This window comes from Leifsonia sp. 10L418, from assembly GCF_056395445.1.
This window is the reverse complement of sequence record NZ_JBFTJN010000012.1, coordinates 1-21,707: the sequence shown is the minus strand read 5'-3', so window position 1 is coordinate 21,707 and position 21,707 is coordinate 1. Positions and strand designations below refer to the sequence as shown.

Below are 21,707 nucleotides of genomic sequence, written 5' to 3'. Positions count from 1 at the left end.
CCTACGCCCGCCGCAGGCGTGACGGAGGCAGGGCGCGCGAATTGCCGCGCGGCTCGGCAAGAGGCTCGACGCGGGGCGCGGGGTTAGGGTGCCGGCGAAATGCTGACGATGCTCGAAATCGGGAGCGTGCGCTCGATGTCTGCGCGTCGATCTCTAGCCCGAAAGCGCCCGCCGCCGACGCTGGCCGGTTCGAGCAGGTAGTCGACGACCACCCCACCGGGCATCGCGATGCTCACGGTGATCGTCTGCTTCGTTCTGATTGCCGCATCGAGTTGGCGGGCCAGCCACGCCCCGGCGGCCTTGCCCTCACCACCGTCACTCGTACGCAACCGCTCGACCAAGTCGACCGCCGGGTCGGAGGCGACGACGGGGGCCTTCTGCGCGAGCGGAACCCGGCGCACATGAACAATCTCGCCCGCCTCGTTCTCGGCAGCGACCGGATAACGGGAATCGCTCAACGCCCAGAACACGACATCGACGGGAAACCTGCTGCCCAGGCGATCGGAGCTGATGCGGTGGAGCCCGAGCGGGGTCAGCGTCTGGTCGACCTCGATGGTGCCGAGCAGTGCCGGATCATCCGAGCGCACCACAGCTTGCACCGGGGCGTCGCCGGCCGAGGCCGGCAGCACCCGAACGCGACCGTACCGGGACGCCGATTCTCGAATGAGGTAGTCCAGGGGCTGGGGGATGCCGGTCAGCGAGATGGAGCGCAAAAATTCCAGCAGCGTTTCGGCGGTCTCGCCGCCGGCCAGCGCACGATTCACCGATGCGGCGGTGATGCGGTAGCTCGAGGCCAGTTCGCGGCTCTCGACATCGGCCAGCGCGCGCAAGCGGGCGTCGATCGACGGGGCCAGGGGGCCGGGCGACACGATTGAAAGATCGTGCTGCAGGTAGACGGCGCCGACCTCGGCCGGCAGCGAGCCCTCCATGATGGCGACTGCCTCATCGAAAGCACCGGCGAGCACGGCGGCGCCGGCAGCGCTGGTGGTGTGATGCGCGGTGATTCCGATGAACTCGGCCTCCGCCTGCACGGCGGTGACGCGGTCGTCGAGCCAGGTTCCGCCGGCCGGATAGAGCCAGCCGAGAAAGTCGCGCAACTCGCCGTCCCAGAAGACACCGGCCTGAGCGGGAAGGATGTCGAGCACATCGGTCGGCAATGACGCACGCCACGAGGCGGCCAGGGTCGACCAGCGGTGGGCGGTGCTGCCCATGAGCCAGGCCTCGCCGAGTTCGGTTTGACGCCAATAGCCCAGTTCTTTGGCGATGAGTTCGGCGCGCGCGGTGAGAGCGACGAGGGTCGGAACGGCTTCGACCTCGATGGCGGCCGCTGCCGCCAGACGCTTGGTATCGGGCAGTCCGAGCCCGCCGCGACTGAGTTCGTGCACAGGCTCGCGGGAGATCTCGCTGACCAGTTCGGCGAGTGACGATACCGCGGTGAACGCGCGCTCGGCGGCCAGATTCGTGGTGAACGCAGCATCGGTATCGGTGGGCGGGGCGAATGACGGCGGTGCCGCAACGGAGGCGAGCATCAGCGCGCTGGGCAACCCCTGTGCCGGCCAGCTCGCCAGGTGGGCGCTCACTGCGTCATACGGTTTCAGGCGCCCGTCGGAATAGATCGCCAACAGCAGGGCGTCGAGTTGGGTGGCGGCCGCCTCGACCTGGGAGGCCGGAATCGCTCGCTCGCCGAGAATGCTGAGTCGGGCGGCGATCTCGGCCGTGGTCGGGGCGAAGGCGGTGGCGTCGGCGTGGTCGGCGGCATCCATCACGGGGCCCGCCAGCGCAGCGCCGGCCGACTCCTCGCTCGCGCCGTCGTCGGACACGGGGGTCTCGCCGGCGATGGCGAGCACCGCGAGCGTCGAACGGTCGAGATGGGCGAGCGCGTTCTGGATGGCGACGGGATCGAGAAGCGCCTCGGCCAGGTCGAAGAAGTCTTTGATACCGGTTGGGGAGACCAGGCGGGCCTCGATGGCACGGCGCAACGCCGCGTCATCCAATGCACGAAGACGCGACGCGAGCGTGAGCATGGCCGTTAGTTTTTGTTCGCTCGAGTGTGGCGGCTGCGGCGAACAGTGCTGATCACCAGGAGGGCGATGATCAACACGAAGCCGAGGGGGAGGCCGAACAGCGGAAGCATGATGACGAACGGCCACACGCCCTGGCTGAAGCCGTCATTGGCTCCGACGCCTGCGGCGGTACCGGCGATCATGGCGAAGAAGGCGAGGATCGAGACACCGACCACACCCGCAACCATGTAGGCCATGATGCGGTCGATCCGTTGCGGACTCGGCGGGGGTTGATTGGTCACAGTCCAAGGATAACGGGCACAGAGCCGCGGAAGGCGAATAAGCTGGGTCAAGAAGACGTGCATTTCAGCGCGCCCGAATTTCAGCGAGGTTCACATGCCCACCGGCAAAGTCAAGTTTTACGACGAGGAAAAGGGTTTTGGTTTCATCAGTTCTGATGACGGCCAGGAAGTTTTCCTTCACGCATCCGCGCTTCCTGCGGGAGTGACCGTCAAAGCGGGCTCGAAACTGGAGTTCGGAATCGCCGACGGAAAGCGCGGCGCTCAGGCTCTGTCTGTGCGTGTGCTCGAAGCGCCGCCGAGCCTGGCCAAGATGAGCCGCAAGCCGGCCGACGACATGGCGATCATCGTCGAAGACCTCGTCAAGCTGCTTGACGGCATCGGCGCGAACCTGCGCCGCGGCCGCTACCCCGACAGCGCGCACAGCCGCACGATCGCAGCGATGCTGCGCAAGGTTGCCGAGGAACTCGATGCGTGATGACGAGCAGGCATCGATCGTTGCCGACGAGGCACTTCTCGCCGCCGTCGACGTCGCGCGCGCCGCGCTGACCCAGATCACGCCGGCCGACACGATCGGCGAGCCTGTCGGCCACATCGTCGAAGACGAGCATGTTCTGTCATTGCTGTTCGACTGCCTGCTGACCGGTTACCCGGGCTGGCACTGGACGGTGACGCTGTCGCGCATCGATCAGGATGCCGCTCCGACGGTGCTGGAGACCGAGCTGATGCCCGGCAACGACGCATTGCTCGCGCCGGAATGGGTGCCGTGGTCTGACCGACTGGCCGAGCACCGCACCGCGCAGGAGCTGGCCGCCGCGCAGGAGGCGCTGGAAGGCGCCGACGACGATGCCGACGACGACGCAGACGACGATGATGCTGACGACGACTCTGAGAACGAGGATTCTGACGAATCTGATGACTTCGACGACGAAAGTCACGACGATGACGATGACGCGGACGACGCCCTCGATGAGGACGCTCTCGATCACGACGACTTCGACGACGACGGTGACGACGCTCTCGACGGAATCGATTTCGAGACGGCCGCGGACGGCCTCCTCAATCCGACGGATTTCACTGATGAAGCCGAACTATCGTCGACGGAACTGAACCCAGGCCAGCCCGGCTAGTCCGAGTCCCAAACCGATCAGGGTGCACCATAGCCACCAGCCGAGCCCTGCGGCGTCGAGTTCGGCGCGCACGCTGAACACGATCACGGCGGCGACAAGCCAGGCCACCGTGCCGGCGAAGTAAGCCTTGCGCGCGTCAGTACGCGCGGGCAGGGGATCGGGACGTCTCTCGCTGTCTTTCAACCACAAGCGCATGAGACGTCCCGATCTGCCTAACGACCCAGCTGGTCGACGACGTATTCGATCGAGCCGACGAGCTTTCGCACATCTGACGGGTCGATCGCGGTGAACGTTGCGACGCGCAACTGGTTGCGGCCGAGCTTGCGGTAGGGCTCGGTGTCGACGATGCCGTTGGCGCGAAGCGTCTTCGCGATCGCTGCGGCGTCGATGCGGTCATCGAAGTCGATCGTGACGACGACCTGCGAACGGTGTGCCTTCTCGCTCACATAGGGGGTCGCGTAGTCGACGCGCTCGGCCCAGTCGTAGAGGATCGACGAGGACTCCTGCGTGCGAGCCGACGCCCAGGCGAGTCCGCCGTTGCCGTCGATCCAATCGAGCTGGTTTTCGAGCAGCAGCAGCGTGGACAGTGCCGGTGTGTTCAGCGTCTGGTTGAGGCGTGAGTTGTCGATGGCGTTCTTGAGGCTGAGGAACTCGGGAATGTACCGTCCGCTGGCCGCGATGCGCATGACCCGCTCGATGGCAGCTGGGGAGAAGAGAGCGAACCAGAGCCCGCCGTCGGAGGCGAGGTTCTTCTGCGGAGCGAAGTAATAGACATCCGCCTGTGCTGCGTCGAAGTCGATTCCGGCGGCGGCGCTCGTCGCGTCGATGACGGTCAGGGCGCCCTCGTCGCCGGCCACCCGGGTGATCGGCGCCATGACGCCCGTCGAGGTTTCGTTCTGCGGCCAGGCGTAGACATCGATGCCGGGGGTGACGACGAACTCGCTGCGCGAGCCGGCCGGGGCGTTGATGACGTCGGGGGCTTCGAGGAACGGAGTGGTGGCCGCTGCGGCGAACTTGCCGCCGAACTCGCCGAAGACGAGGTTCTGGCTGCGTCGTTCGATCAGGGAGAAGGCTGCGGCATCCCAGAACGCGGTCGACCCGCCGTTGCCGATGATGACTTCGTAGCCTTCGGGGGCGCGGAACAGGTCGGAGAGACCGGTGCGCACGCGTCCGACGAGGTCTTTGACCGGCGCCTGACGGTGTGAGGTGCCGAGGATGCTGGCACCGAATTCGGTCAGGTGGCGAAGCTGCTCGGGACGCACTTTGGACGGGCCGCAGCCAAATCGTCCGTCGATGGGCAGCAGTTCAGAGGGAATGGTCAGATCCGGCATACCGCGATTCTAGTTGCCCACACGCGGCGGCTAAGCTTGATACGTTGCGCTATCGGGTATGCGCGGACTTAACAAAGCTGGAGGTTGGGGATGACAGACCTCATTGACACGACTGAAATGTACCTGCGTACAATTCTCGATCTCGAGGAAGAGAACATCATTCCTCTGCGCGCTCGCATTTCAGAGCGCCTGGGACACTCGGGTCCGACCGTGTCACAGACCGTTGCACGTATGGAGCGCGACGGCCTCGTCGTGGTCTCCGGCGACCGCCACCTTGAGCTGACAGAGGCGGGCCGCAGCAAAGCGGTGCACGTGATGCGCAAGCACCGTCTCGCCGAGCGACTCCTCAGCGACATCATCGGCCTCGAGTGGGAGTTCGTTCACGACGAAGCTTGCCGCTGGGAGCACGTGATGAGCGAGAAGGTCGAACGCAAGATTCTTGAGATTCTCGGCCACCCGACCGAATCTCCCTATGGCAACCCGATTCCGGGTCTCGAAGAGCTCGGGCAGCCTGCTGCGTCGGCATTCATGAGCGGCGTCACCAACGTGGTCAGTGTCGTCGCGGCGGCAGATGGCCCCGTGACCGCGGTCATCCGTCGCATGGGCGAACCCGTGCAGTTCGAATCGGAACTTCTCGCCCAGCTCAAGCAGTCGGGAGTTCTCCCCGGTGCGACCGGCGTGTTCTCGGCAGCCGGCTCCTACGTGCTGGTGCAGGTTGACGGCTTCGGCGAGGGGCTGGAACTGCCCAATGAGATGGCAAGTCACATCTTCGTAACAACCCCTGAAACGGTCTAGCCAGTCGCCTTCGGCCCCCGAATTGGTGTCAATTCGTTACCATTTCGTGAGCGATTTAGCCCATGAACGTGACAAATCGGTGTAGCTCCCGTAGCCTCTTGGATGTCCCACAGACCAGAAGCCGGTCAAAGGACCCGAATCAAGACGCCTCCTCGGCCCGTCTCTTGAATCTCGGAAACACACGCGATTAGCGCATTGGACGGGGCAACTACCTAGTGTTGCAGAGGCGCCGGAGGTTACAACTTTGGCTGAATTAGGTAAAAACCTGTCCCGACGTGGAACAGCGATAACTGAAAAACCCGACACCACCCGCGCGGCAGCGACTACGACTGCTGCGCCCCAGAAGGCTCGCCCTCGCCTCTCGAGGCGACGCGGAAGCCTCGGCAATCTCGTTGTGATGACCCTGGCCGGCGGCCTCGTCGCCACCATGGCGCTCCCCGCCTACGCATTCGCGCCGGGCAGCAACGAAACCCAGTTCGGTACCACGGCGTCGACGGAGCTCAGCCAGGCTGCAGCTCAGAACGTCACTGTCGATGCGAAGGCGGCCAGTGTCACGGTCGCCCGCGACGGATTCACCGCGACCACCGAAGCCGAGCTTGCCGCAGCGTCGGCTGCCGCACAGGAAGCCGCTGCCGCCGAAGCACGCCGACAGAGCGCTGCCGCCGCGATGACCTCGTACGCAGCTTCCTACTCCGGTCCGTCGGTCTCCGACTTCCTCGCGAACCCGTCGTACCCGAACTACGATCTCGGCTCGGTCTTCAGCGTGGCCTCGCAATACCAGGGCGTGCCCTACGTCTACGGCGGTGCCACCCCGGCCGGCTTCGACTGCTCCGGCTTCGTCATGTATGTCTACGCGCAGTTCGGCATCAGCCTGCCGCACTCGTCGACGGGTCAGGGAGCAGCGGGCGTGCGCATCTCCGAGGCCGACGCTCGTCCGGGCGACTTGGTGATCATGGATGGCCACGACGGGTTCTATGCCGGCAACGGCAACATCCTGCACGCGCCCTATGAGGGTGCGTCCGTGCGCATCCAGCCGATTTGGACCAGCGACTACTACATCGTTCGCCTCGGCATATAGGCATCCGGATGTGACGACGTGAGTCTGAACATTCGGTAACAGCCCTCTTGATTGGCGCGCCACGACTTCGTGACGCGCCAATTGTGAGTTAACCTGATGCCCTGATGTTTTGCGGAAGATCGAAAGATCGGGAGAGCCAATGAGCGAGCAACGCACGATCCACACCATGGATCAGCGCGGCTGCTTCGCGCGGCGGCACAGCAGTCAAATAGACCAGAGCCACACCGTGGCCCCGGGGGCGTTGTCATTGTGACAGCGCCCTTTTTTGTTTGCCTGCTCACTTCGTATCGCATCACACCTAGAAAGCAGTTCGAATGGCTGGAAGCCGTCCAGCCGTTTTCGAAAGGGAGCGCATGCGCACACTGGTTCTCAACGCGGGGTACGAGCCCCTCGCCGTGGTGTCATTCAAGCGGGCACTGATTCTGGTCATGAACAACAAAGCGACGGTCGTCGAAAGTGATCGGGGGCATCCGGTTTTCGCCGCCTCCGGAGCCTGGGAGCGGCCGAGCGTGATTCTGCTCACGCGGTACGTGCGCCTTCCGCGCTCGCGGATCTCGCCGGTCAGCCGGCGGGGCGTGCTGCGCCGCGACGACCACCGGTGCTGCTACTGCGGCAAGTCGGCCACGACAATCGACCACGTGCTGCCGCGGTCGCGGGGCGGACGGGACACCTGGGACAACCTGGTGGCCTGCTGCCTGCGCTGCAACAACATCAAGAGCAACCTGACGCCGGCCGAGATGGGCTGGGGGATGCGATTCAACCCCGCGGCACCGCACGGCGGCAACTGGGTCGTGCGCGGCGTGGAGAGCCCGATGCCGCAGTGGGGCGAGTACTTGGCGCCGGCGGCCTGATTCTCATTCGGGGCGCGTCGCTCGGGCGGATGCTGCTGACTGACGACACGGATGAATGACATTCCGCCGGGTTGGGTCTACGTTTCTACTACGACGACGTCGGCTGATCGGAAGGGAGGCCTCCGTGAGCGCACCCGGGTCAGGTGAAAGCACCCCGTTCAACGGCAAGCTGGCGCTGCTGCTGGCAATGGCGATGTTCGTGCTCGTGGTCGACACGTCGATCATGAACGTCTCGATCTCCGCTGTCGTGAAAGATATCGATGCCACCGTCAGTGGCATCCAGTCGGCGATCGCGCTCGAAGCGCTTGTGTCGGCCGCGTTCATCCTGATCGGCAGCAAGGTCGGCGACCTGATCGGGCGCAAGCGAGCGTATGTCATCGGCCTCCTCTGCTACGCAACGGGAGCCGTGGCGATGATGCTGGCGCAGTCACTCCTGCCCATCATCATTTTCTGGGCGGTGATCGGCGGGCTCGGTGCCTCCCTGCTCCTGCCCGCCATGCAGTCCCTCATCCACGGCAATTTCGAGGGTTCGAACCAGGCGCGGGTCTACGCGATGGTTGGGGCGTCGGCGGCGATCGCGGCCGCTGTCGGCCCGTTGATCGGTGGATTCATCACGACGTTCCTGTCGTGGAGGGTCGCGTTCGGACTTGAGGCGCTGATCATCGTCGTCGTTCTGAGCGGCATCAAGCTCGTGCGTGACGTGCCGTACACCGGACCCCGTCAGGTTGACACCCTCGGCGCGCTGCTGTCCGTCTTGGGTATGGGCGGAATCGTCATCGGCATCCTGGTCTGGCAGGAAGGCGGCGAGGCCGTCGGCATCCTGCTCGCCGTCGGCATCTTCGGACTCGGCGCCTTGGCGTATTGGCTCGTGCGACGCAAGCGGCAGGACAAGCCGACCCTCATTGACCCCGACCTGTTCCAGTCCAAGATGTTCCGGCTGGGCGTCACCGGACAGATGATGCAGCAGATCGCACTGGGCGGAACCATGATTGTGCTGCCCATCTACCTGCAGATGGTGCTGGGCTACAACGCCTTGCAGGCCGGCCTGTCGATCGCGCCGCTGTCGCTGACCATGTTCGGAGTCGCGATGCTCGCCGGGAAGCGCGTCGGCCGGCGTCGCCCGGCAACGCTGATCCTCTGGGGTTTCGTGCTCCTGACGGCGGGCTTGCTGATCCTCATCCCCATCGTTCCCCGGGCCGATTCCGGCTGGTGGCTCCTCGGCCCGCTGGTCGTCTCTGGAGTGGGACTGGGGCTGCTGGTGTCGCAGTTGAACGCCTACACGTTGTCACCGATCTCCAATGAGCGCGTGAGCGAGGCCGCCGGGGTGAACTCGGCCGCCGGCTCGTTCGGTCTGTCGTTCGGTCTCGCCTTCGCCGGTGCGATCATGCTCGCGTCGCTCTCTCTCATCTTCACGAGCATGGCCATGGCCAGTGAGGTGCTCCCTGCCGACGAGCAGCAGCAGGTGGCCGGCGTGTTGGAGGAAGATGCCGAGTTCATGTCCAACACCGCCCTGGCCGAGCTCCTCGTCGGCCAGCCGGAGGCGGTTCAGGCGGAGATCATCAGGATCAATACGGATGCGCGACCCATCGCCTTGCAAATCGCCCTCCTCATCCCGATCCTCGCGGGCGGGATCGGACTGCTCAACGGATTTCGGATGCGTCGTCTTCCCGATCCGAAACCCGACGAAGCGGTGGATGGAATGCTCCTCGGGTGAGGGCACTGTCGAAGGCCGGTGCAGAGCGGAACGCAGCCGCCCCGAGGCGCAATTGACTATTGACTGGGTTGGGATCTGATCGACATACTCAGCACACGGGCGAGTTATACCCGGGGGCGGCGGCATCCACGCACAGTGTCGGTGCAGCCAAAGAGTGAGATTGGCGGTAACCCTGTGAGCGATGTCAAAGCACCAACGGGCTGGGTCGGCTGGATAGGATTCGCCGGTGTCATTCTCATCATGAACGGCGTCTTCGGCGTCATTCAGGGACTCATTGCGTTGATCGGACCGAGTTCGTACTACGTCGTCGCGAAAGGCGGCCTGTTCGCCTTCGACGTCACCGGCTGGGGCTGGTGGAACCTGATCATCGGTCTCCTGCTCGGACTCGCCGGCATCGCGTTGTTCCTCGGCGCGACCTGGGCCCGGATCGTCGCTGTGATCGTCGTCGCACTCAGCGCTATCGGTCAAATGCTTCTCGTCCCGGCCCAACCCTGGTGGTCCGTCATCGTCATCGCGATCGATGTTCTTGTCATCTACGCCATCACGGCGCACGGCCGCGAGTTCGCGACGCCGGACGCCGACTAACCGCACGCACGGCACACATCGCGAAAGGTAGGGCACCGTGAGCATTGGGGAACTCTTCGCCTCGTTCTTTTGGGCCTACATCTTCTTCACCTGCATCTGGATCTTCGTCATCGTCTTCATCAATGTGTTCCGCGACCCGGGGCTCGGCGGCGGCCGCAAGGCACTCTGGGTTCTCTTCCTGGTGGTGGTGCCCTTCCTCGGTGCCTTCGTCTACCTCATTGCCCGCGGCGGCAAGATGGGGAGGCGGGGCGCAGAGACACAAGGACACGCCGCCGGCCAAGCTGCGGACATCGGCACCGTCGGGGCCCGCGCGACCACCACATCCGACATTGAGTCGGCGAAAAAGCTCCTCGATTCCGGTGCGATCACCGAGACGGAGTTCGAGACGCTCAAGGCACAGGCCCTAGCGCGCTAAGCGCCGTGCGCGGGCTCGTGCGGCATCGCGCGGGTCGGGCGCCGCGACGCGGGTTGGGTCCAACGCGCGCGGCGGCGCCCGACCCGCGCGGCGCCATCCGCACCCCGTTTCGAGCACTGGGGTAACCCTCAAGGGGAGCTTGAGCGTCCCCGGAAGTGGGGGCGACTTTCGTGAAATTCTCACGTAGGGTGGGGGAGTTGCCCGCCCGCTAACCCAGTGTTGAGGATTGTCACGTGATCGATTCCGGCCCGTCCGGTTCCCCCGAGAACGCTGACGTCCTGCCCTCGCGGCGTGCCCTGCGTGCGCAGCGGGAAGCCGCAGAAGCGGCAGCCGAAAGCGTCGAGTCTGCGGCGATCGTGCCCGAATCGGTCGAGCCGGCGGATGTCGCCACGGCGAGCATTGCGGCGGTCACCGCGGCGAGCACGGCAGATGTCACCGCGAGCGGAACGGATATTGCCACAAGCGTTCTGGACGTCGCCACGACGCGCGTGCTCGACGTCATCGTGCCAGCCGAAGTCGTTGCACCGGTCGTGCCTGACGGTGCAGTTCCGGCCAAGTCAAGCGCTCTGAAAGCTCAACCGCGGGTCGGCAAAGCGCAGCCACACGGCCGACGCTCGGCTACCCAAGCCTCTCCTTCCCAGGCCCGCTCGCCCCAGGCCCCCGCCGCGAAGGCCTCGCCGTCCATCAGCCCGCGTCGCCGTTCCCGTTCGCGCAGTCCGATCACCGTGCTGGTCGCGATCATGGCGATCCCCGGTCTTTTCCTTACCGCCGGTCTACCGGCCTATGCCTTCGACCCGCAGGCTGCGCCCGCTGCCGGGATCTCGGCTCACGCGCAGCTCGAAGCCGACGCTCAGGATGTTGTCGTGGCAGCGACCGCGGCACACACCGTTGTCTCGCGAGACGGATTCTCGGCGAGCACCGCTGAGGAACTCGCCGAGCGTTCCGCTGAACTGCGCCGCGAGGGCGCTGCCGCTGCGGCGCGTGCGTCGGCCGCCGAGTTCGCGACCAGCGGCATCCGTGCCGAGGGTGACGATTACCCGTGGCCGTTTGAGGCCACCGACAACGAGGGCGGCGGCCTGTCGCCGCTTGGCTACTACTACCGCGAATGCGTCGACTTCGTCGCCTGGCGCCTCAACCGAGATGCCGGTTCCGGCAGCAGCCCGTGGCAGTGGACCTGGAGCAAGATGACGCCGGGCAACGGCAACGCCTCCGGCTGGGCGGATGCCTGGGCGAGCCACGGCTGGACGACGAGTGCCACGCCCGTGGTTGGCTCGGTGGCCTGGTTCACTTACAACCACGTCGCTTATGTGCAATCGGTGCCGGGTGATGGAACCGTGGTGCTCGAGGAATACAACTGGATGGGAATGCACTCGTACCACACGCGCACGGTGCCAATCGGCGACGTGGCGCTGTACCTGTACCCGCCGAGCTAGCGCTGCGTCTGACGACCCGGTGCCGGATTAGCCGCTAAACTTTCTGGGTCAGCCTCTGTAGCTCAATGGAAGAGCGACTCCGTCCTAAGGAGCAGGTTGGGGGTTCGAGTCCCTCCAGGGGCACACTTCCCACGCTGAATTTCGTCGAGTGAATCGACCATGATCAGGTGCTTCTTCCGCAACTTCGCCGCGCCCGTGGCGGGTGGGGCGCCAACCCTCGTGGCTTCGCAGCAACTTGGCACGATGTGCCTATTGTGCATAACGTGCCCGTCGTGCAGGATTGCTCCATAGCCCGCCCACGAATTGGAGCTGCGTCGACGATGACCGAGAACATGACAATTGACCTGCTGGTAGTTGGATCGGGAACCGGGCTCGCAGCAGCACTGTCCGCGCATGAGCAGGGCGCCACCGTGCTCGTGATCGAGAAGACGAAACTCGTCGGTGGTTCGACGGCGCGATCTGGTGGAGCATTCTGGATCCCCGCGAATCCGGTGCTCGCCAAGGACGGCGCGAATGACTCGCCCGAACGGGCTCACGAGTACCTGACCGCGGTCGTGGACGGCAGCGGCCCCCAGGCGCGCTGGGAGAGTTTTCTTGAGCACGGATCCGACACCGTCCGGATGCTCGAACGCACGACCCGCATGCAGTTCATGTGGGCAGAGGGCTACTCCGACTATCACCCCGAACTGCCGGGCGGCTCGGCCGCCGGCCGCAGTTGCGAGTGCCGCCCGTTCGACGTGGCACAGCTCGGCTCGGAGCGCACTCGCCTGCGGCCCGCGGTCATGGAGGCACCCCTGCCGATGCCGGTGACCGGCGCCGACTACAAGTGGTTGAATCTCATGGCCAAGAAGCCCATACGCGGCTTCGGCGTAGCGATCAAGCGCGCGATCCAGGGGATCGGCGGCAAGATCATTGGGCGGGAGTACGCAGCAGGCGGGCGTGCGCTCGCCGCGGGCCTTTTCGACGGCGTCGTGCGGGCGGGCATCCCGGTGTGGACGGAAACGAGCCTCGAACGGCTCGTCGTCGACGATTCCGGCGCGGTCACCGGTGCGGTCGTCACTCGTGGGGGCCAGGAGATCACGATCACCGCACAGCGCGGGGTTGTTCTCGCCGCCGGCGGATTCGACCACGACCTCGCATTGCGGCGCAGTGTGCAGTCGGAGTCCCTGGAGAACTGGAGCCTCGGCAGCGACGGCAACACCGGTGACGCCATCCGTGCCGCCCAGTCGGTCGGTGCCGGTGTAGCTCTGATGGAGCAGGCGTGGTGGTTCCCCGCGATCTCGCCGCTGCCAGGCGAGAAGCCGATCGTGATGCTCGCCGAGCGTTCGCTGCCGGGCTCGTTCATGGTCGATTCGACGGGCAACCGGTTTCTGAACGAAGCGGAAGATTACATGTCGTTCGGCCATCACGTGCTCGAGCGCGAGCGTGAGGGACGCCCGGTCGGCACCATGTGGCTCATCTTCGACCAGACCTACCGCAACAGCTATCTGCTGGGCGGACAGGTCTTTCCGCGGATGGCCATTCCGAAGAACTGGTACGAGAACGGCATCGCGGTACGCGCCTCGTCGTGGGCGCAACTCGCCCAGCAGATCGGGGTGGAGCGCGGCGTTCTCAGCGAGAGTGCGCGGCGGTTCAATGAGCTTGCCGCGGCCGGGGTCGATGAGGACTTCGGTCGTGGAAACAGCGCCTACAACCGCTACTACGGCGACCCGACAATCACGCCGAATCCGAATCTCCGCCCGCTCGAGTCGACCGGACTCTACGCAATCAAGATCGTGCTTTCTGACCTCGGCACCTGCGGAGGCATCACCGCCGACGCTGATGGCCGCGCGCTCGCCGACGACGGCACCCCGATTCCTGGACTCTACGCAATCGGCAACTCGGCGGCCAACGTATTCGGCGAAAGCTACCCCGGCGCGGGCGCCACGATCGGGCAGGGTCTCGTCTACGGCCACATCGCCGCCAGCCATGCGGTCGCTGCCAGTCGGGCGGTCGACGCGCAGGAGACGGACGCGCGGGCGGTGGATGCGTCGGAGCGCTAGGCTCCCTCCCGTCGGACATCGGTGGGAAGCGAAGGGCGGGGCGTGAATAGGCACGATCGTCTCGTCTTGCTTGGTCACGTGCGAGATGCGCTCACATCACGGTTTGATCGCATCTACACGCGACTGGAGGTCAATCGCTTGCCGTGGCCCGACGTCGTTCTCTTGGAAGTCATTCCGAGCAGCCTGGCGTCTGCGCATGCCACTCTCGAAGCGGACGAGGCGAATCTCTATCTAACGTATGGTGACGAGATTGACTGCTCAACGATGGAACGCCATCCGATCGACTCCGAGGCAATCCGGTGGGCGATCGAGCGGCTTACTGAGATCGGGGAGCGAGGAACCGAGCTGTGGAAAGACCGCCGCCGTCATCTATTCGGTGGCCAGAATGTGAGCCGAGTTGCGGGGAAGCCGTTCATCGACGTCGAGAGCAAGCACGTGGCGCGACTGACTCTCGTGGAGGCCCGCGAATCGTGGCGGGCAGTCACTCTGAACCAGGTGCCCGATCCTGTTGCCGACGAGTCGAACGGAGAAAGCCTGTTCCTCGTCGACAATCGGACTTCGCCTGAGCTGCAGACAGCAGCATTGGCGGTGCGCCGAGAGTTCGGCTCAGCGGTATCGGTGCTCACTCGCTACCACGAGCTGGGAAAAGGGGGCATTCTCGAGGTGATCCCGCGGGATCGTGACGCGACGCGGATGCGTTTGAGACAGGATCGAGACGGTGCTATTGAAACGAGCACTGGGGACAACCAATACTTCGAGTACGAATTCACGCGAATCCCCTCTGAGGATGCAACCGAATGGATTCTCGAGGTCGGGAGGCATGGCCTCTTGGAGACCAAGCGGACTGGATTTCTTCGCATCTATTGGTTCAGCAATGGGCCAGCCGATGCTAAGTCGCTGGCACGAGCGCAGACGGATCCCGAGGTGTCCATTGAACGCATCTGGCATTCGTGGGCAGCGGCTACATCCGACTAAGGCCATTCGCCCGCGCCGCCCGCTGGCCACGAATCTGGACATTCCACGCCGTCAAATCCTGGAGAATCTCGACCGGGTCGCTCACGACACCGCGGGGTCTGGCCGACTGGAGCGCTCGACAGCACAGCGGCTAAGGCCGCGGGTTCGCGTGAAATCAACAGTGATGTCAGCGGTGTTGTACTCTGGCATGTCATGCGTACCGTACAGCTTCGTCGCTACTCCATAATCCCCGGGGAACTCAATGCCTTCACCGAGTGGTGGGCGGCCACCATGCCTGCGCTGCGGGAGCAAGCGGGTTTCAACGTTGAGTTCGCGTTTGCAGTGGCCGAGCGTAGCGAGTTTGTCTGGGCGGTGAGCGTTGACGGCCCCCGGGATCGCTTCGAGCAGGCCGAGCGGGACTGGATCGCTTCTCCGCAACGCGCGGCCGCATTCGTCGGGCTCGTCGAGCGGGTCGAACGACAGATCATCGCGTTCGCCGAGGACGTCACCGGCGGCGCAGGGAACACGTCAACCACCACCAGCACCACCCAGAAAGGTTGATCGATGACGATCATTATCGCCGGAGCCGGAATCGGCGGGCTCGCCACCGCGCTCTCATTGCACGATGCGGGCTTCACCGACATCCGGATCCACGATGCGGTCTCTGAGATCCGGCCGTTCGGCGTTGGGATCAACCTGCTCCCGCATGCGGTGCGTGAATTGACCGAGCTCGGGCTTGCCGATCAGCTGGAAGCAATGGGCGTGGCGACGAGTTCGCTGCGCTACTACAACCGGCACGGCCAAGAAATCTGGGCCGAACCTCGTGGTCGCGCCGCCGGTTACCACTGGCCGCAGTACTCGGTGCACCGCGGCGAGCTGCAGATGATGCTGCTCGATGCCGTGACGGATCGCCTCCCGGCCGGTTCTGTGCGCCTCGGCGAGGCGATCGACGATGTACAGGACCACGCCGACGGTGCGAGTGTGCGCGTGACGACGGCCGCCGGTGAGACAAGGCGCGAGGTGGCCGATCTCGTGATCGGGGCCGACGGCATCCACAGCGAACTGCGCAAGCAGCGCTACCCCGACCAGGGCGAACCGATCTGGAACGGGCTCATCCTGTGGCGCGGCACGGCCGTCGTCGACTCGTTTCTCGACGGCCGCAGCATGATCATGGCGGGGGATGCCTACCAAAAGTTCGTCGCCTACCCGCTGTCGCTGCCGGGCGACGACGGCCGGGCGCGCATCAACTTCATCGCCGAGTATCGCTCCGACGAGCCGAACCCCGGGGTCAGCAGTTGGAACCGCGCGGCCGACCCGGCGGCGGTCGCCGCTCGCTTCGCCGACTGGACGTTCGACTGGCTCGACGTTCCGACGATCATCGACACGGCCGAGCAGATCCTCGAATACCCCATGGTCGATCGGGATCCCCTCGACCAGTGGACCTTCGGAGCGCAGACACTGATCGGAGACGCAGCCCACCCGATGTACCCGATCGGGTCGAACGGCGCCTCGCAGGCCATCATCGACGCGCGCACGCTCGCCTATGAGCTGGCCAACTCAGCAACGCTCGCTGACGGTGTCGCCGCCTACGAGGACATCCGTCGCCCCCGCACCACGGCGCTGATCCGCAGCAACCGTTCGATGGGGCCGGAGCGCGTGATGCAGCTGGCCTACGAGCGCGCACCCGACGGGTTTGCCGACATTGAAACGGTGGTGCCGAATTCTGAGCGTGAGCAGATCGCCCGTGATTACAAGGCTGCCGGCGGCTTCGTTGCTGCCGAGCTGAACGAACGAGCCAGCCTGAGCGTGAGCGGAGCGCAACGGTCGCGATGAGAACGGCTAGCCGCTGACGGGTTCCGTGTCCGTTTCGTCATCAAGCTCAGACTGATCGCCCCTGGTCACCCAGCCGTAGCAGAAGCCGACCGCTCCGAGAACGATCAGCGGTGCCACCAAGGCGAGATTGATCCATCCGCTCAACCCGGTGAGCAGCTCGAAATTGGCGAGCATGAGGTAGAGCCCGCCGCTCAGAATCAGTGCAGAGGCGGCGGGCGCGATGGCCACGCGAAACACACTGTGACCGCGACGCGACGCCCAGAAGAAACGGATGATGGCGAAGGCACAGAGGATCTGGAGGAGCACGATGCCGACGATTCCCACACCGTTCGTCCAGAGCAGCAGATGTAGGTAGGGGTCGCCGGCCAGAGCCAGGGTGGCGATCACCGCCACCGCAGAAAACGCGCTCATCACCAGGCTGCCGATGTAGGGCGACTTGTAGGTGGGGTGAGTGAGCGCGAACCGGCGGGGCAGGATGCGCTCGCGCCCCAAGGCGAACATATATCGGGTGCTCGCGTTGTGGAAGGCGATGATGGCGGCGAACACGCTCGTGACGATCAACACTTCCATGACGATTTGAGCAGTGTGGCCGAGATAGCTGTTGGCCATCATGAAGTACATGGTGCCGAAGTTATCGCCGGCCAGCACGGTGAGGATGCCGTTCGCGCCGAATCCCACGGTGGCGATCCACGTGGCGAATCCGTAGAACAACGCGAGGAAGCCGACGGAAATGTAGGTGGCACGAGGGATCGAGCGTCGCGGTTCTCGCGCTTCCTCCGAGTAGATCGCTGTGCTCTCGAAGCCGAGAAATGCGCCGAGAGCCAGCACAAACATGGCGCCTGACCCCGGGGCAAAGACGTTGGCCGGAAGGAATGGCGCCACCGACATCCCCTCTGGGCCGCCGTCGATCAGGATCGCGACGGCGAGGACGACGAGGATGAGAACCTCGGCAGCCATCAGGATGCCGAGCACCCGCGCGCCGATGTTGATCTGCCGGTATCCGATGAACCCGACGACGAGCACCCCGGCCAGCGACCAGATCGGCCACGGCACGCTGATCCCGAGCAGGTTGTTCACCGTGGATTCGGCGAAGAAACCGAGCGCACCATAGAACCCGAAACAGATCAGGCTGTACGAGGCCAGCGCCACCCACGCGGCGGCGATGCCGGTGGATGGGCTGAGGCCGCGCTTGATAAACGCGTAGAACGCACCGGTGTTCGGCAGATGCTGGGCCATCGCGGTGAATCCGAGCGCGAAGAGCACATAGGCGATTCCAGCCACGACATAGCTGCCCGGCGCGCCGATGCCCCCGATCAGAAATGCCAGCGGGGAGCCGCCCGCGACGACCATGAGCGGCGCGGCGGCGGCGACAACGAAGAAGACGATGTCGCCGGTGCTCAGCGTGCCCGTGGCCAACCGATCGGGGATGCCGACGGAGGCGGCCGGTGAAGGTGCAGCGTGCTCGGTCATCGTCGAATCGTCTTCCCTCAGGCTGATGCGGGGCAGGGCAGGACGGGGCTAGACCGTGGGCCACCAGGATGCGGTGGTCCACAGCTGCAGGGCCTCTTCGAGTGCTGCGCCGAGCGTGAAGACCGTGGCATCGTCGTAGGTGCGGCCCACGATCTGCACGCCGGTCGGCACGCCGTTCGGCGCGATGCCGGATGGCACGCTGAGTACGGGCACGCGACCGATGATGTTGAAGGGGATGGTCATTGCCGATTCGATCCAGCCCACTGTCTTGTCGCCGATCATGACGGAGGACGTGGTGCTGTCGAAGTCTGCGGCCATTCCCTGCACCGCGACGGTCGGACAGAGGAGGGCGTCGTAGCGTTCGAAAAGCTTGCCGAGCGGTTCGTACATGGCGGTTTCCGCGGCGAGACCCTCGGGGTAGGAGCCTGCGGCCGCCGCCTTCTTGGCGAAGTCGAGCGTGTAGGGCATGAGCAGGTCTTGGTGTGCACCGGCGATTTCTTCGATGAACGGCCCCATGATCGCACCGAAGTGGGCCCAGGCGATTTCGGTGAGCTCTTCGGTCTTCCAGGGCAGCGTCACCTCGTCCACCGTCACGCCCATCGAGCGGAGGGCGTCAGCCGCAGCGCGGGTGTTCGCTTCGACCACCGGGTCGACCGCGAAGTTACCGAGGTTGACGCAGAGTGCGACGCGCATGCCGATTGCTGCCGCAGCCTTCGGGGTGGGCAGAACGTAGGCGGGGCGAAGCGATGCCTGGTCGCCCCAGTGCGGGCCGGCAATCACGTTCTGCAGCAGGGCGACGTCGGCGACGCTGCGGCCCATCGGGCCGTCGGCGCAATAGGTGTCCGAGTTGAACGGCGCCATGCCGGGCACGCGGCCAAACGGCGGTTTGAAGCCGACGAGACCGTTGAACGACGCGGGGATGCGAATCGATCCACCGATGTCGGAACCGGTCGCCAAGATGGTCTCCCCGGCAGCCAGAGCGGCACCTGAGCCGCCCGACGAGCCGCCCGGTGTCAGCTCGGTGTTCCACGGGTTGCGGGTCACTCCCCACAGCTTGCTGTGGGTGTACGGCGCACAGCAGAACTCCGGTGTCGTCGTGCGGCCGTGCACGACAGCTCCCGCTGCGAAGATGCGGTCGACGATCGGGTGGGTAACGTCAGCGATGTTGCCCTTTTCGGTCAATGAGCCTTCTTCGCTCAGACGCCCCGCAATCGGCTGCTCCTCTTTGAGCAGCAGTGGGATTCCTTCGAGCGGACGAAGGTTCGCCTGATCGCCGGCGAACCGCGCTTCTGATTCACGCGCCGCTGCGTAGGCCTCGTCCAGCATTTGCTCGGTCAGCGCGTTGATTTTCGGCTCGACCAGCGCAGTTCGGCTGACAACGGCATCAAGCAGCTCGACCGGCGACAATTCGCGGCTGAGAAGGAGGGAGCGGGCGGTGCTGGCAGTGATGCTGTGAAGATCCACGTAGATTCCAATCAGGATGCCGTCTGGCGGGGGAGTCGTTGCGTCCGAGGTTCTGTGAGTGACCTCTCGGTGCGCTGAGGTCGAGACTAGGGGCAGGATTGGGCTTAAGTCAACGGCGCTGACATTGGGTGGGGTGAGCACGCGAGCGAGGCGGACTGGGTTAGCCTAAGAGCCGGTTCAGCAGCGAATCGACGGCGCAGGGAGTAGTGGATGACCGCAGTGAAGAGCACGGTCGGCGGCGGACGTGCCCGTCCCCAGCTGGATCGAAATGTCATCCTGACCGTTGCGATGCAGATTGCGGCATCCGGCGCCCCGATCACCATCCGGGCGTTGGGCGCTCAACTCGGCGCCGATCCAACGGCGCTCTATCGTCATTTCGCGACTCGCCGCGACCTGGTTCAGGCGATGTTCGATCGTCTTCTCGTCGAGGTCAACGAGCGCACCAATGCACGGGATCCCTGGCGGAAGCGATTGGGAGAGGCCGCTCAGCACTACTGGGACGCCTGTGAGCGTTATCCCTCGGTCGGTGCGGAGGGGCGCACGCTCATCACCAGAGGGCCGGGCGAGATCGAGGGAGTCGAATTCTTCCTGCAAGGTTTTCGGGATGCCGGCCTTGACCGCACCGATGCCGTGCGGTTTTATGCCGTGTTTTCGCACTACTTGACGTCGGTGGGAGCCACCCTGGCCAGTGCTCGGCTCGACGCCGCCAGCGATGGCGAAGAGCCCGACGGGGTCTGGCTGGGCGACGTCGGAATAGTCGACGAGAATCGGTTTCCCGAGGTGGCGGCGTCTCGTGAGCAACTCGCGTCGCTTCGGGACCGCGACATCTTTCAGATGGGTGTCGGTGTCATTTTGGATGCGGCGGAGGCAGCTTCCCAACGCTAGCCGCCTGTCAGAATGTGCATCACGATCGATCCGACGGGAGCGCCATGAACGAGACAGTGATCACGGTACAAGGGCACGATGCCGCCTGGTACTCGCCCGAACGCGCCACCGTGCAGCTGGGCATCGGATTCGACGGGCCCGACCGGCAATCAGTCTTCGAGGCCACGACTCGCGCCGCCGAAACCGTGCGCTCGATGGTCGTCGCACTCAGTGAAGCGCAGTCGAGCCCGATCAGTCGCTGGTCGTCTGACTCGGTCTCGGTCTGGAACGAGCGCCCCTGGAACAACGAAGGCAAACAGCTTCCGTTGGTTTTTCACGCCGCCATCACTTTCACCGTTCGGTTCAGTGACTTCGACGTGATGGCCCACTGGTTGGACGCCGTCGCGGCCGTCGACAGTGTCGCCGTGGGCGGCATCGAGTGGTCGCTGACCGCCGCGCGCAAGGCTGCAGTTCTCGCAGACGCGCAATCGCTGGCCGTGACGGATGCGCTCACTCGGGCGACGGTCTTCGCGCGCAGTCTGGGCCTGGAAACAGTGCGAGCCATCGCACTCGCCGATCCCGGGATGCTGGGCGATCACGGTTCGGCGCCCGTTCCTCTGGCGCGCGGGGCGATGATGATGGCGGACAGCGGTGCGGGTCGGTCGGGGATCGCACTGACGCCGCAGCGAATCGAGGTGTCGGCGTCGGTCGATGCGAGGTTTGTCGCGTCGTAGGGACGCCGGCGTTCGGTGGTCGGTGGTCGAGCCTGTCGAGACCCCGTGAGTTGACCTTGAAGCCGCGACCCGATCTGGGCGCGTGGTATCCCCGTCGGCGCGGTTTCTACTGCGCGCCCAGCGGGATAGCCCGCGCCGGCTTCGCGGGCACGTGCCGCGACGGTGGTCGAGCCTGTCGAGACCCCGTGAGTTGACCTTGAAGCCGCGACCCGATCTGGGCGCGTGGTGTCCCCGTCGGCGCGGTTTCTACTGCGCGCCCAGCGGGATAGCCCGCGCCGGCTTCGCGGGCACGTGCCGCGACGGTGGTCGAGCCTGTCGAGACCCCGTGACCCAGCCTTCAGACTCGGCCCTCTCGTCGGCCCGCCCTCCACAGGCGCCGGTTTTGAAAGTTGTCCACAACCCCCGGTCAATAGGCCTTTCGTGTCGGTCTATTGTCGGTGGTGCCTGGAAGACTTCAAGGTATGAACCCGCTGTTGGATCGTCTCGGCGAACAGGTCGATCTCGTCGCCGAACTGCACCGCAGGCAGGCCGTGCTGGCCGCCGAGACCGCCGTCGCCATCGACCGGGCACGGCTTATTAGCGAGAACCTGACCACCCTCCCGGTGACCGAGTCGACCCTGCGGCAGCGCTGGGCGAACCGGCGAGTACTCGTGACCGAACTCGCCTGCGCGTTGCGGGTGCCGGAACGCACGATGGAGACGCAGATCGCGAT

General features: G+C 65.1%; 21 protein-coding genes, 1 tRNA gene and 1 pseudogene. 17 read left to right on the top strand and 6 right to left on the bottom strand.

What is annotated here, in order from left to right:
* Positions 1-83: 83 nt before the first annotated feature.
* A complete protein-coding gene (locus AC1DCF_RS18400; protein WP_477212247.1) occupies positions 84-2,024 on the bottom strand; it encodes a helicase-associated domain-containing protein in 1,941 nt (646 codons plus the stop codon).
* Positions 2,025-2,029: 5 nt separating this feature from the next.
* Complete coding sequence (locus AC1DCF_RS18395) at positions 2,030-2,305, bottom strand: hypothetical protein (protein WP_441790784.1); 276 nt, start codon at positions 2,303-2,305, stop codon at positions 2,030-2,032.
* Positions 2,306-2,399: 94 nt separating this feature from the next.
* Between AC1DCF_RS18395 and AC1DCF_RS18390 the strand changes: the two genes are divergently transcribed.
* Positions 2,400-2,780 carry a cold-shock protein gene (locus AC1DCF_RS18390; protein WP_345068926.1) on the top strand — a complete coding sequence of 127 codons (381 nt, stop codon included), beginning with the start codon at positions 2,400-2,402 and terminating at the stop codon, positions 2,778-2,780.
* Complete coding sequence (locus AC1DCF_RS18385; RefSeq protein WP_477212246.1) at positions 2,773-3,432, top strand: DUF3027 domain-containing protein; 660 nt, start codon at positions 2,773-2,775, stop codon at positions 3,430-3,432. Before AC1DCF_RS18390 ends, AC1DCF_RS18385 begins: the two co-directional genes overlap by 8 nt.
* Here AC1DCF_RS18385 and AC1DCF_RS18380 read toward each other — a convergent pair.
* Together AC1DCF_RS18380 and serC are read right to left on the bottom strand one after the other, a co-directional pair.
* Positions 3,394-3,627: a DUF2530 domain-containing protein gene (locus AC1DCF_RS18380; RefSeq protein WP_477212245.1), complete on the bottom strand. Its 234-nt coding sequence runs from the start codon at positions 3,625-3,627 to the stop codon at positions 3,394-3,396. The genes AC1DCF_RS18385 and AC1DCF_RS18380 overlap by 39 nt on opposite strands.
* 17 nt (positions 3,628-3,644) lie before the next feature.
* Positions 3,645-4,763, bottom strand: a complete 1,119-nt coding sequence (serC, locus tag AC1DCF_RS18375; protein ID WP_477212244.1) for a phosphoserine transaminase — start codon at positions 4,761-4,763, stop codon at positions 3,645-3,647.
* A 90-nt stretch (positions 4,764-4,853) separates the two neighbouring features.
* Between serC and AC1DCF_RS18370 the strand changes: the two genes are divergently transcribed.
* From AC1DCF_RS18370 to AC1DCF_RS18315, 12 genes are all read left to right on the top strand, one after another.
* The gene (locus tag AC1DCF_RS18370) at positions 4,854-5,558 is read left to right on the top strand and encodes an iron-dependent transcriptional repressor DtxR (protein ID WP_441790780.1); all 705 of its coding nucleotides are present in this window, start codon (positions 4,854-4,856) and stop codon (positions 5,556-5,558) included.
* A gap of 397 nt (positions 5,559-5,955) precedes the next feature.
* Positions 5,956-6,636, top strand: a complete 681-nt coding sequence (locus tag AC1DCF_RS18365; protein WP_477212243.1) for a C40 family peptidase — start codon at positions 5,956-5,958, stop codon at positions 6,634-6,636.
* 353 nt (positions 6,637-6,989) lie between these two features.
* Positions 6,990-7,487, top strand: coding sequence for an HNH endonuclease (locus AC1DCF_RS18360; RefSeq protein WP_441790778.1), 498 nt, complete (start codon positions 6,990-6,992; stop codon positions 7,485-7,487).
* A gap of 187 nt (positions 7,488-7,674) precedes the next feature.
* Positions 7,675-9,201, top strand: coding sequence for an MFS transporter (locus AC1DCF_RS18355; protein ID WP_477212304.1), 1,527 nt, complete (start codon positions 7,675-7,677; stop codon positions 9,199-9,201).
* A 174-nt stretch (positions 9,202-9,375) separates the two neighbouring features.
* A complete protein-coding gene (locus AC1DCF_RS18350; protein ID WP_441790777.1) occupies positions 9,376-9,786 on the top strand; it encodes a DUF7144 family membrane protein in 411 nt (136 codons plus the stop codon).
* Between the two features lie 37 nt (positions 9,787-9,823).
* Positions 9,824-10,201, top strand: a complete 378-nt coding sequence (locus tag AC1DCF_RS18345) for an SHOCT domain-containing protein (RefSeq protein ID WP_477212242.1) — start codon at positions 9,824-9,826, stop codon at positions 10,199-10,201.
* Positions 10,202-10,434: 233 nt separating this feature from the next.
* The gene (locus AC1DCF_RS18340) at positions 10,435-11,634 is read left to right on the top strand and encodes a CHAP domain-containing protein (protein ID WP_477212241.1); all 1,200 of its coding nucleotides are present in this window, start codon (positions 10,435-10,437) and stop codon (positions 11,632-11,634) included.
* Positions 11,635-11,685: 51 nt separating this feature from the next.
* Positions 11,686-11,757: transfer RNA gene (locus AC1DCF_RS18335), tRNA-Arg, on the top strand.
* Between the two features lie 197 nt (positions 11,758-11,954).
* The gene (locus AC1DCF_RS18330) at positions 11,955-13,676 is read left to right on the top strand and encodes a 3-ketosteroid-delta-1-dehydrogenase (RefSeq protein WP_477212240.1); all 1,722 of its coding nucleotides are present in this window, start codon (positions 11,955-11,957) and stop codon (positions 13,674-13,676) included.
* 66 nt (positions 13,677-13,742) lie between these two features.
* On the top strand, positions 13,743-14,651 hold the full coding sequence (locus tag AC1DCF_RS18325) for a hypothetical protein (protein ID WP_477212239.1): 909 nt from the start codon (positions 13,743-13,745) through the stop codon (positions 14,649-14,651).
* Between the two features lie 192 nt (positions 14,652-14,843).
* Positions 14,844-15,191 carry a hypothetical protein gene (locus tag AC1DCF_RS18320; RefSeq protein ID WP_477212238.1) on the top strand — a complete coding sequence of 116 codons (348 nt, stop codon included), beginning with the start codon at positions 14,844-14,846 and terminating at the stop codon, positions 15,189-15,191.
* A gap of 3 nt (positions 15,192-15,194) precedes the next feature.
* On the top strand, positions 15,195-16,463 hold the full coding sequence (locus AC1DCF_RS18315) for a flavin-dependent oxidoreductase (protein WP_477212237.1): 1,269 nt from the start codon (positions 15,195-15,197) through the stop codon (positions 16,461-16,463).
* A gap of 6 nt (positions 16,464-16,469) precedes the next feature.
* Here the strand turns inward: AC1DCF_RS18315 and AC1DCF_RS18310 are convergent, their stop codons facing one another.
* On the bottom strand, positions 16,470-17,933 hold the full coding sequence (locus tag AC1DCF_RS18310) for an APC family permease (RefSeq protein ID WP_477212236.1): 1,464 nt from the start codon (positions 17,931-17,933) through the stop codon (positions 16,470-16,472).
* A 48-nt stretch (positions 17,934-17,981) separates the two neighbouring features.
* Positions 17,982-19,397: an amidase gene (locus AC1DCF_RS18305; protein WP_477212235.1), complete on the bottom strand. Its 1,416-nt coding sequence runs from the start codon at positions 19,395-19,397 to the stop codon at positions 17,982-17,984.
* Positions 19,398-19,607: 210 nt separating this feature from the next.
* Between AC1DCF_RS18305 and AC1DCF_RS18300 the strand changes: the two genes are divergently transcribed.
* The 3 genes and pseudogenes from AC1DCF_RS18300 to AC1DCF_RS18290 all read left to right on the top strand — a co-directional run.
* Entirely contained in the window at positions 19,608-20,282 is a 675-nt protein-coding gene (locus AC1DCF_RS18300) for a TetR/AcrR family transcriptional regulator (RefSeq protein ID WP_477212234.1), read from the top strand.
* 44 nt (positions 20,283-20,326) lie between these two features.
* Complete coding sequence (locus tag AC1DCF_RS18295; protein ID WP_477212233.1) at positions 20,327-20,995, top strand: SIMPL domain-containing protein; 669 nt, start codon at positions 20,327-20,329, stop codon at positions 20,993-20,995.
* Between the two features lie 461 nt (positions 20,996-21,456).
* A pseudogene (locus AC1DCF_RS18290) lies at positions 21,457-21,707 on the top strand (hypothetical protein); the annotation flags it as partial.

Coding starts and splice junctions, on each gene's coding strand:
- AC1DCF_RS18380 (WP_477212245.1), bottom strand. CDS start 3,627: ATGCGCTTGTGGTTGAAAGACAGCGAGAGACGTCCCGATCCCCTGCCC.
- AC1DCF_RS18330 (WP_477212240.1), top strand. CDS start 11,955: ATGACCGAGAACATGACAATTGACCTGCTGGTAGTTGGATCGGGAACC.
- AC1DCF_RS18365 (WP_477212243.1), top strand. CDS start 5,956: ATGACCCTGGCCGGCGGCCTCGTCGCCACCATGGCGCTCCCCGCCTAC.
- AC1DCF_RS18295 (WP_477212233.1), top strand. CDS start 20,327: ATGAACGAGACAGTGATCACGGTACAAGGGCACGATGCCGCCTGGTAC.
- AC1DCF_RS18370 (WP_441790780.1), top strand. CDS start 4,854: ATGACAGACCTCATTGACACGACTGAAATGTACCTGCGTACAATTCTC.
- AC1DCF_RS18320 (WP_477212238.1), top strand. CDS start 14,844: ATGCGTACCGTACAGCTTCGTCGCTACTCCATAATCCCCGGGGAACTC.
- AC1DCF_RS18390 (WP_345068926.1), top strand. CDS start 2,400: ATGCCCACCGGCAAAGTCAAGTTTTACGACGAGGAAAAGGGTTTTGGT.
- AC1DCF_RS18310 (WP_477212236.1), bottom strand. CDS start 17,933: ATGACCGAGCACGCTGCACCTTCACCGGCCGCCTCCGTCGGCATCCCC.
- AC1DCF_RS18400 (WP_477212247.1), bottom strand. CDS start 2,024: ATGCTCACGCTCGCGTCGCGTCTTCGTGCATTGGATGACGCGGCGTTG.
- AC1DCF_RS18315 (WP_477212237.1), top strand. CDS start 15,195: ATGACGATCATTATCGCCGGAGCCGGAATCGGCGGGCTCGCCACCGCG.
- AC1DCF_RS18360 (WP_441790778.1), top strand. CDS start 6,990: ATGCGCACACTGGTTCTCAACGCGGGGTACGAGCCCCTCGCCGTGGTG.
- AC1DCF_RS18355 (WP_477212304.1), top strand. CDS start 7,675: ATGGCGATGTTCGTGCTCGTGGTCGACACGTCGATCATGAACGTCTCG.
- AC1DCF_RS18300 (WP_477212234.1), top strand. CDS start 19,608: ATGACCGCAGTGAAGAGCACGGTCGGCGGCGGACGTGCCCGTCCCCAG.
- serC (WP_477212244.1), bottom strand. CDS start 4,763: ATGCCGGATCTGACCATTCCCTCTGAACTGCTGCCCATCGACGGACGA.
- AC1DCF_RS18385 (WP_477212246.1), top strand. CDS start 2,773: ATGCGTGATGACGAGCAGGCATCGATCGTTGCCGACGAGGCACTTCTC.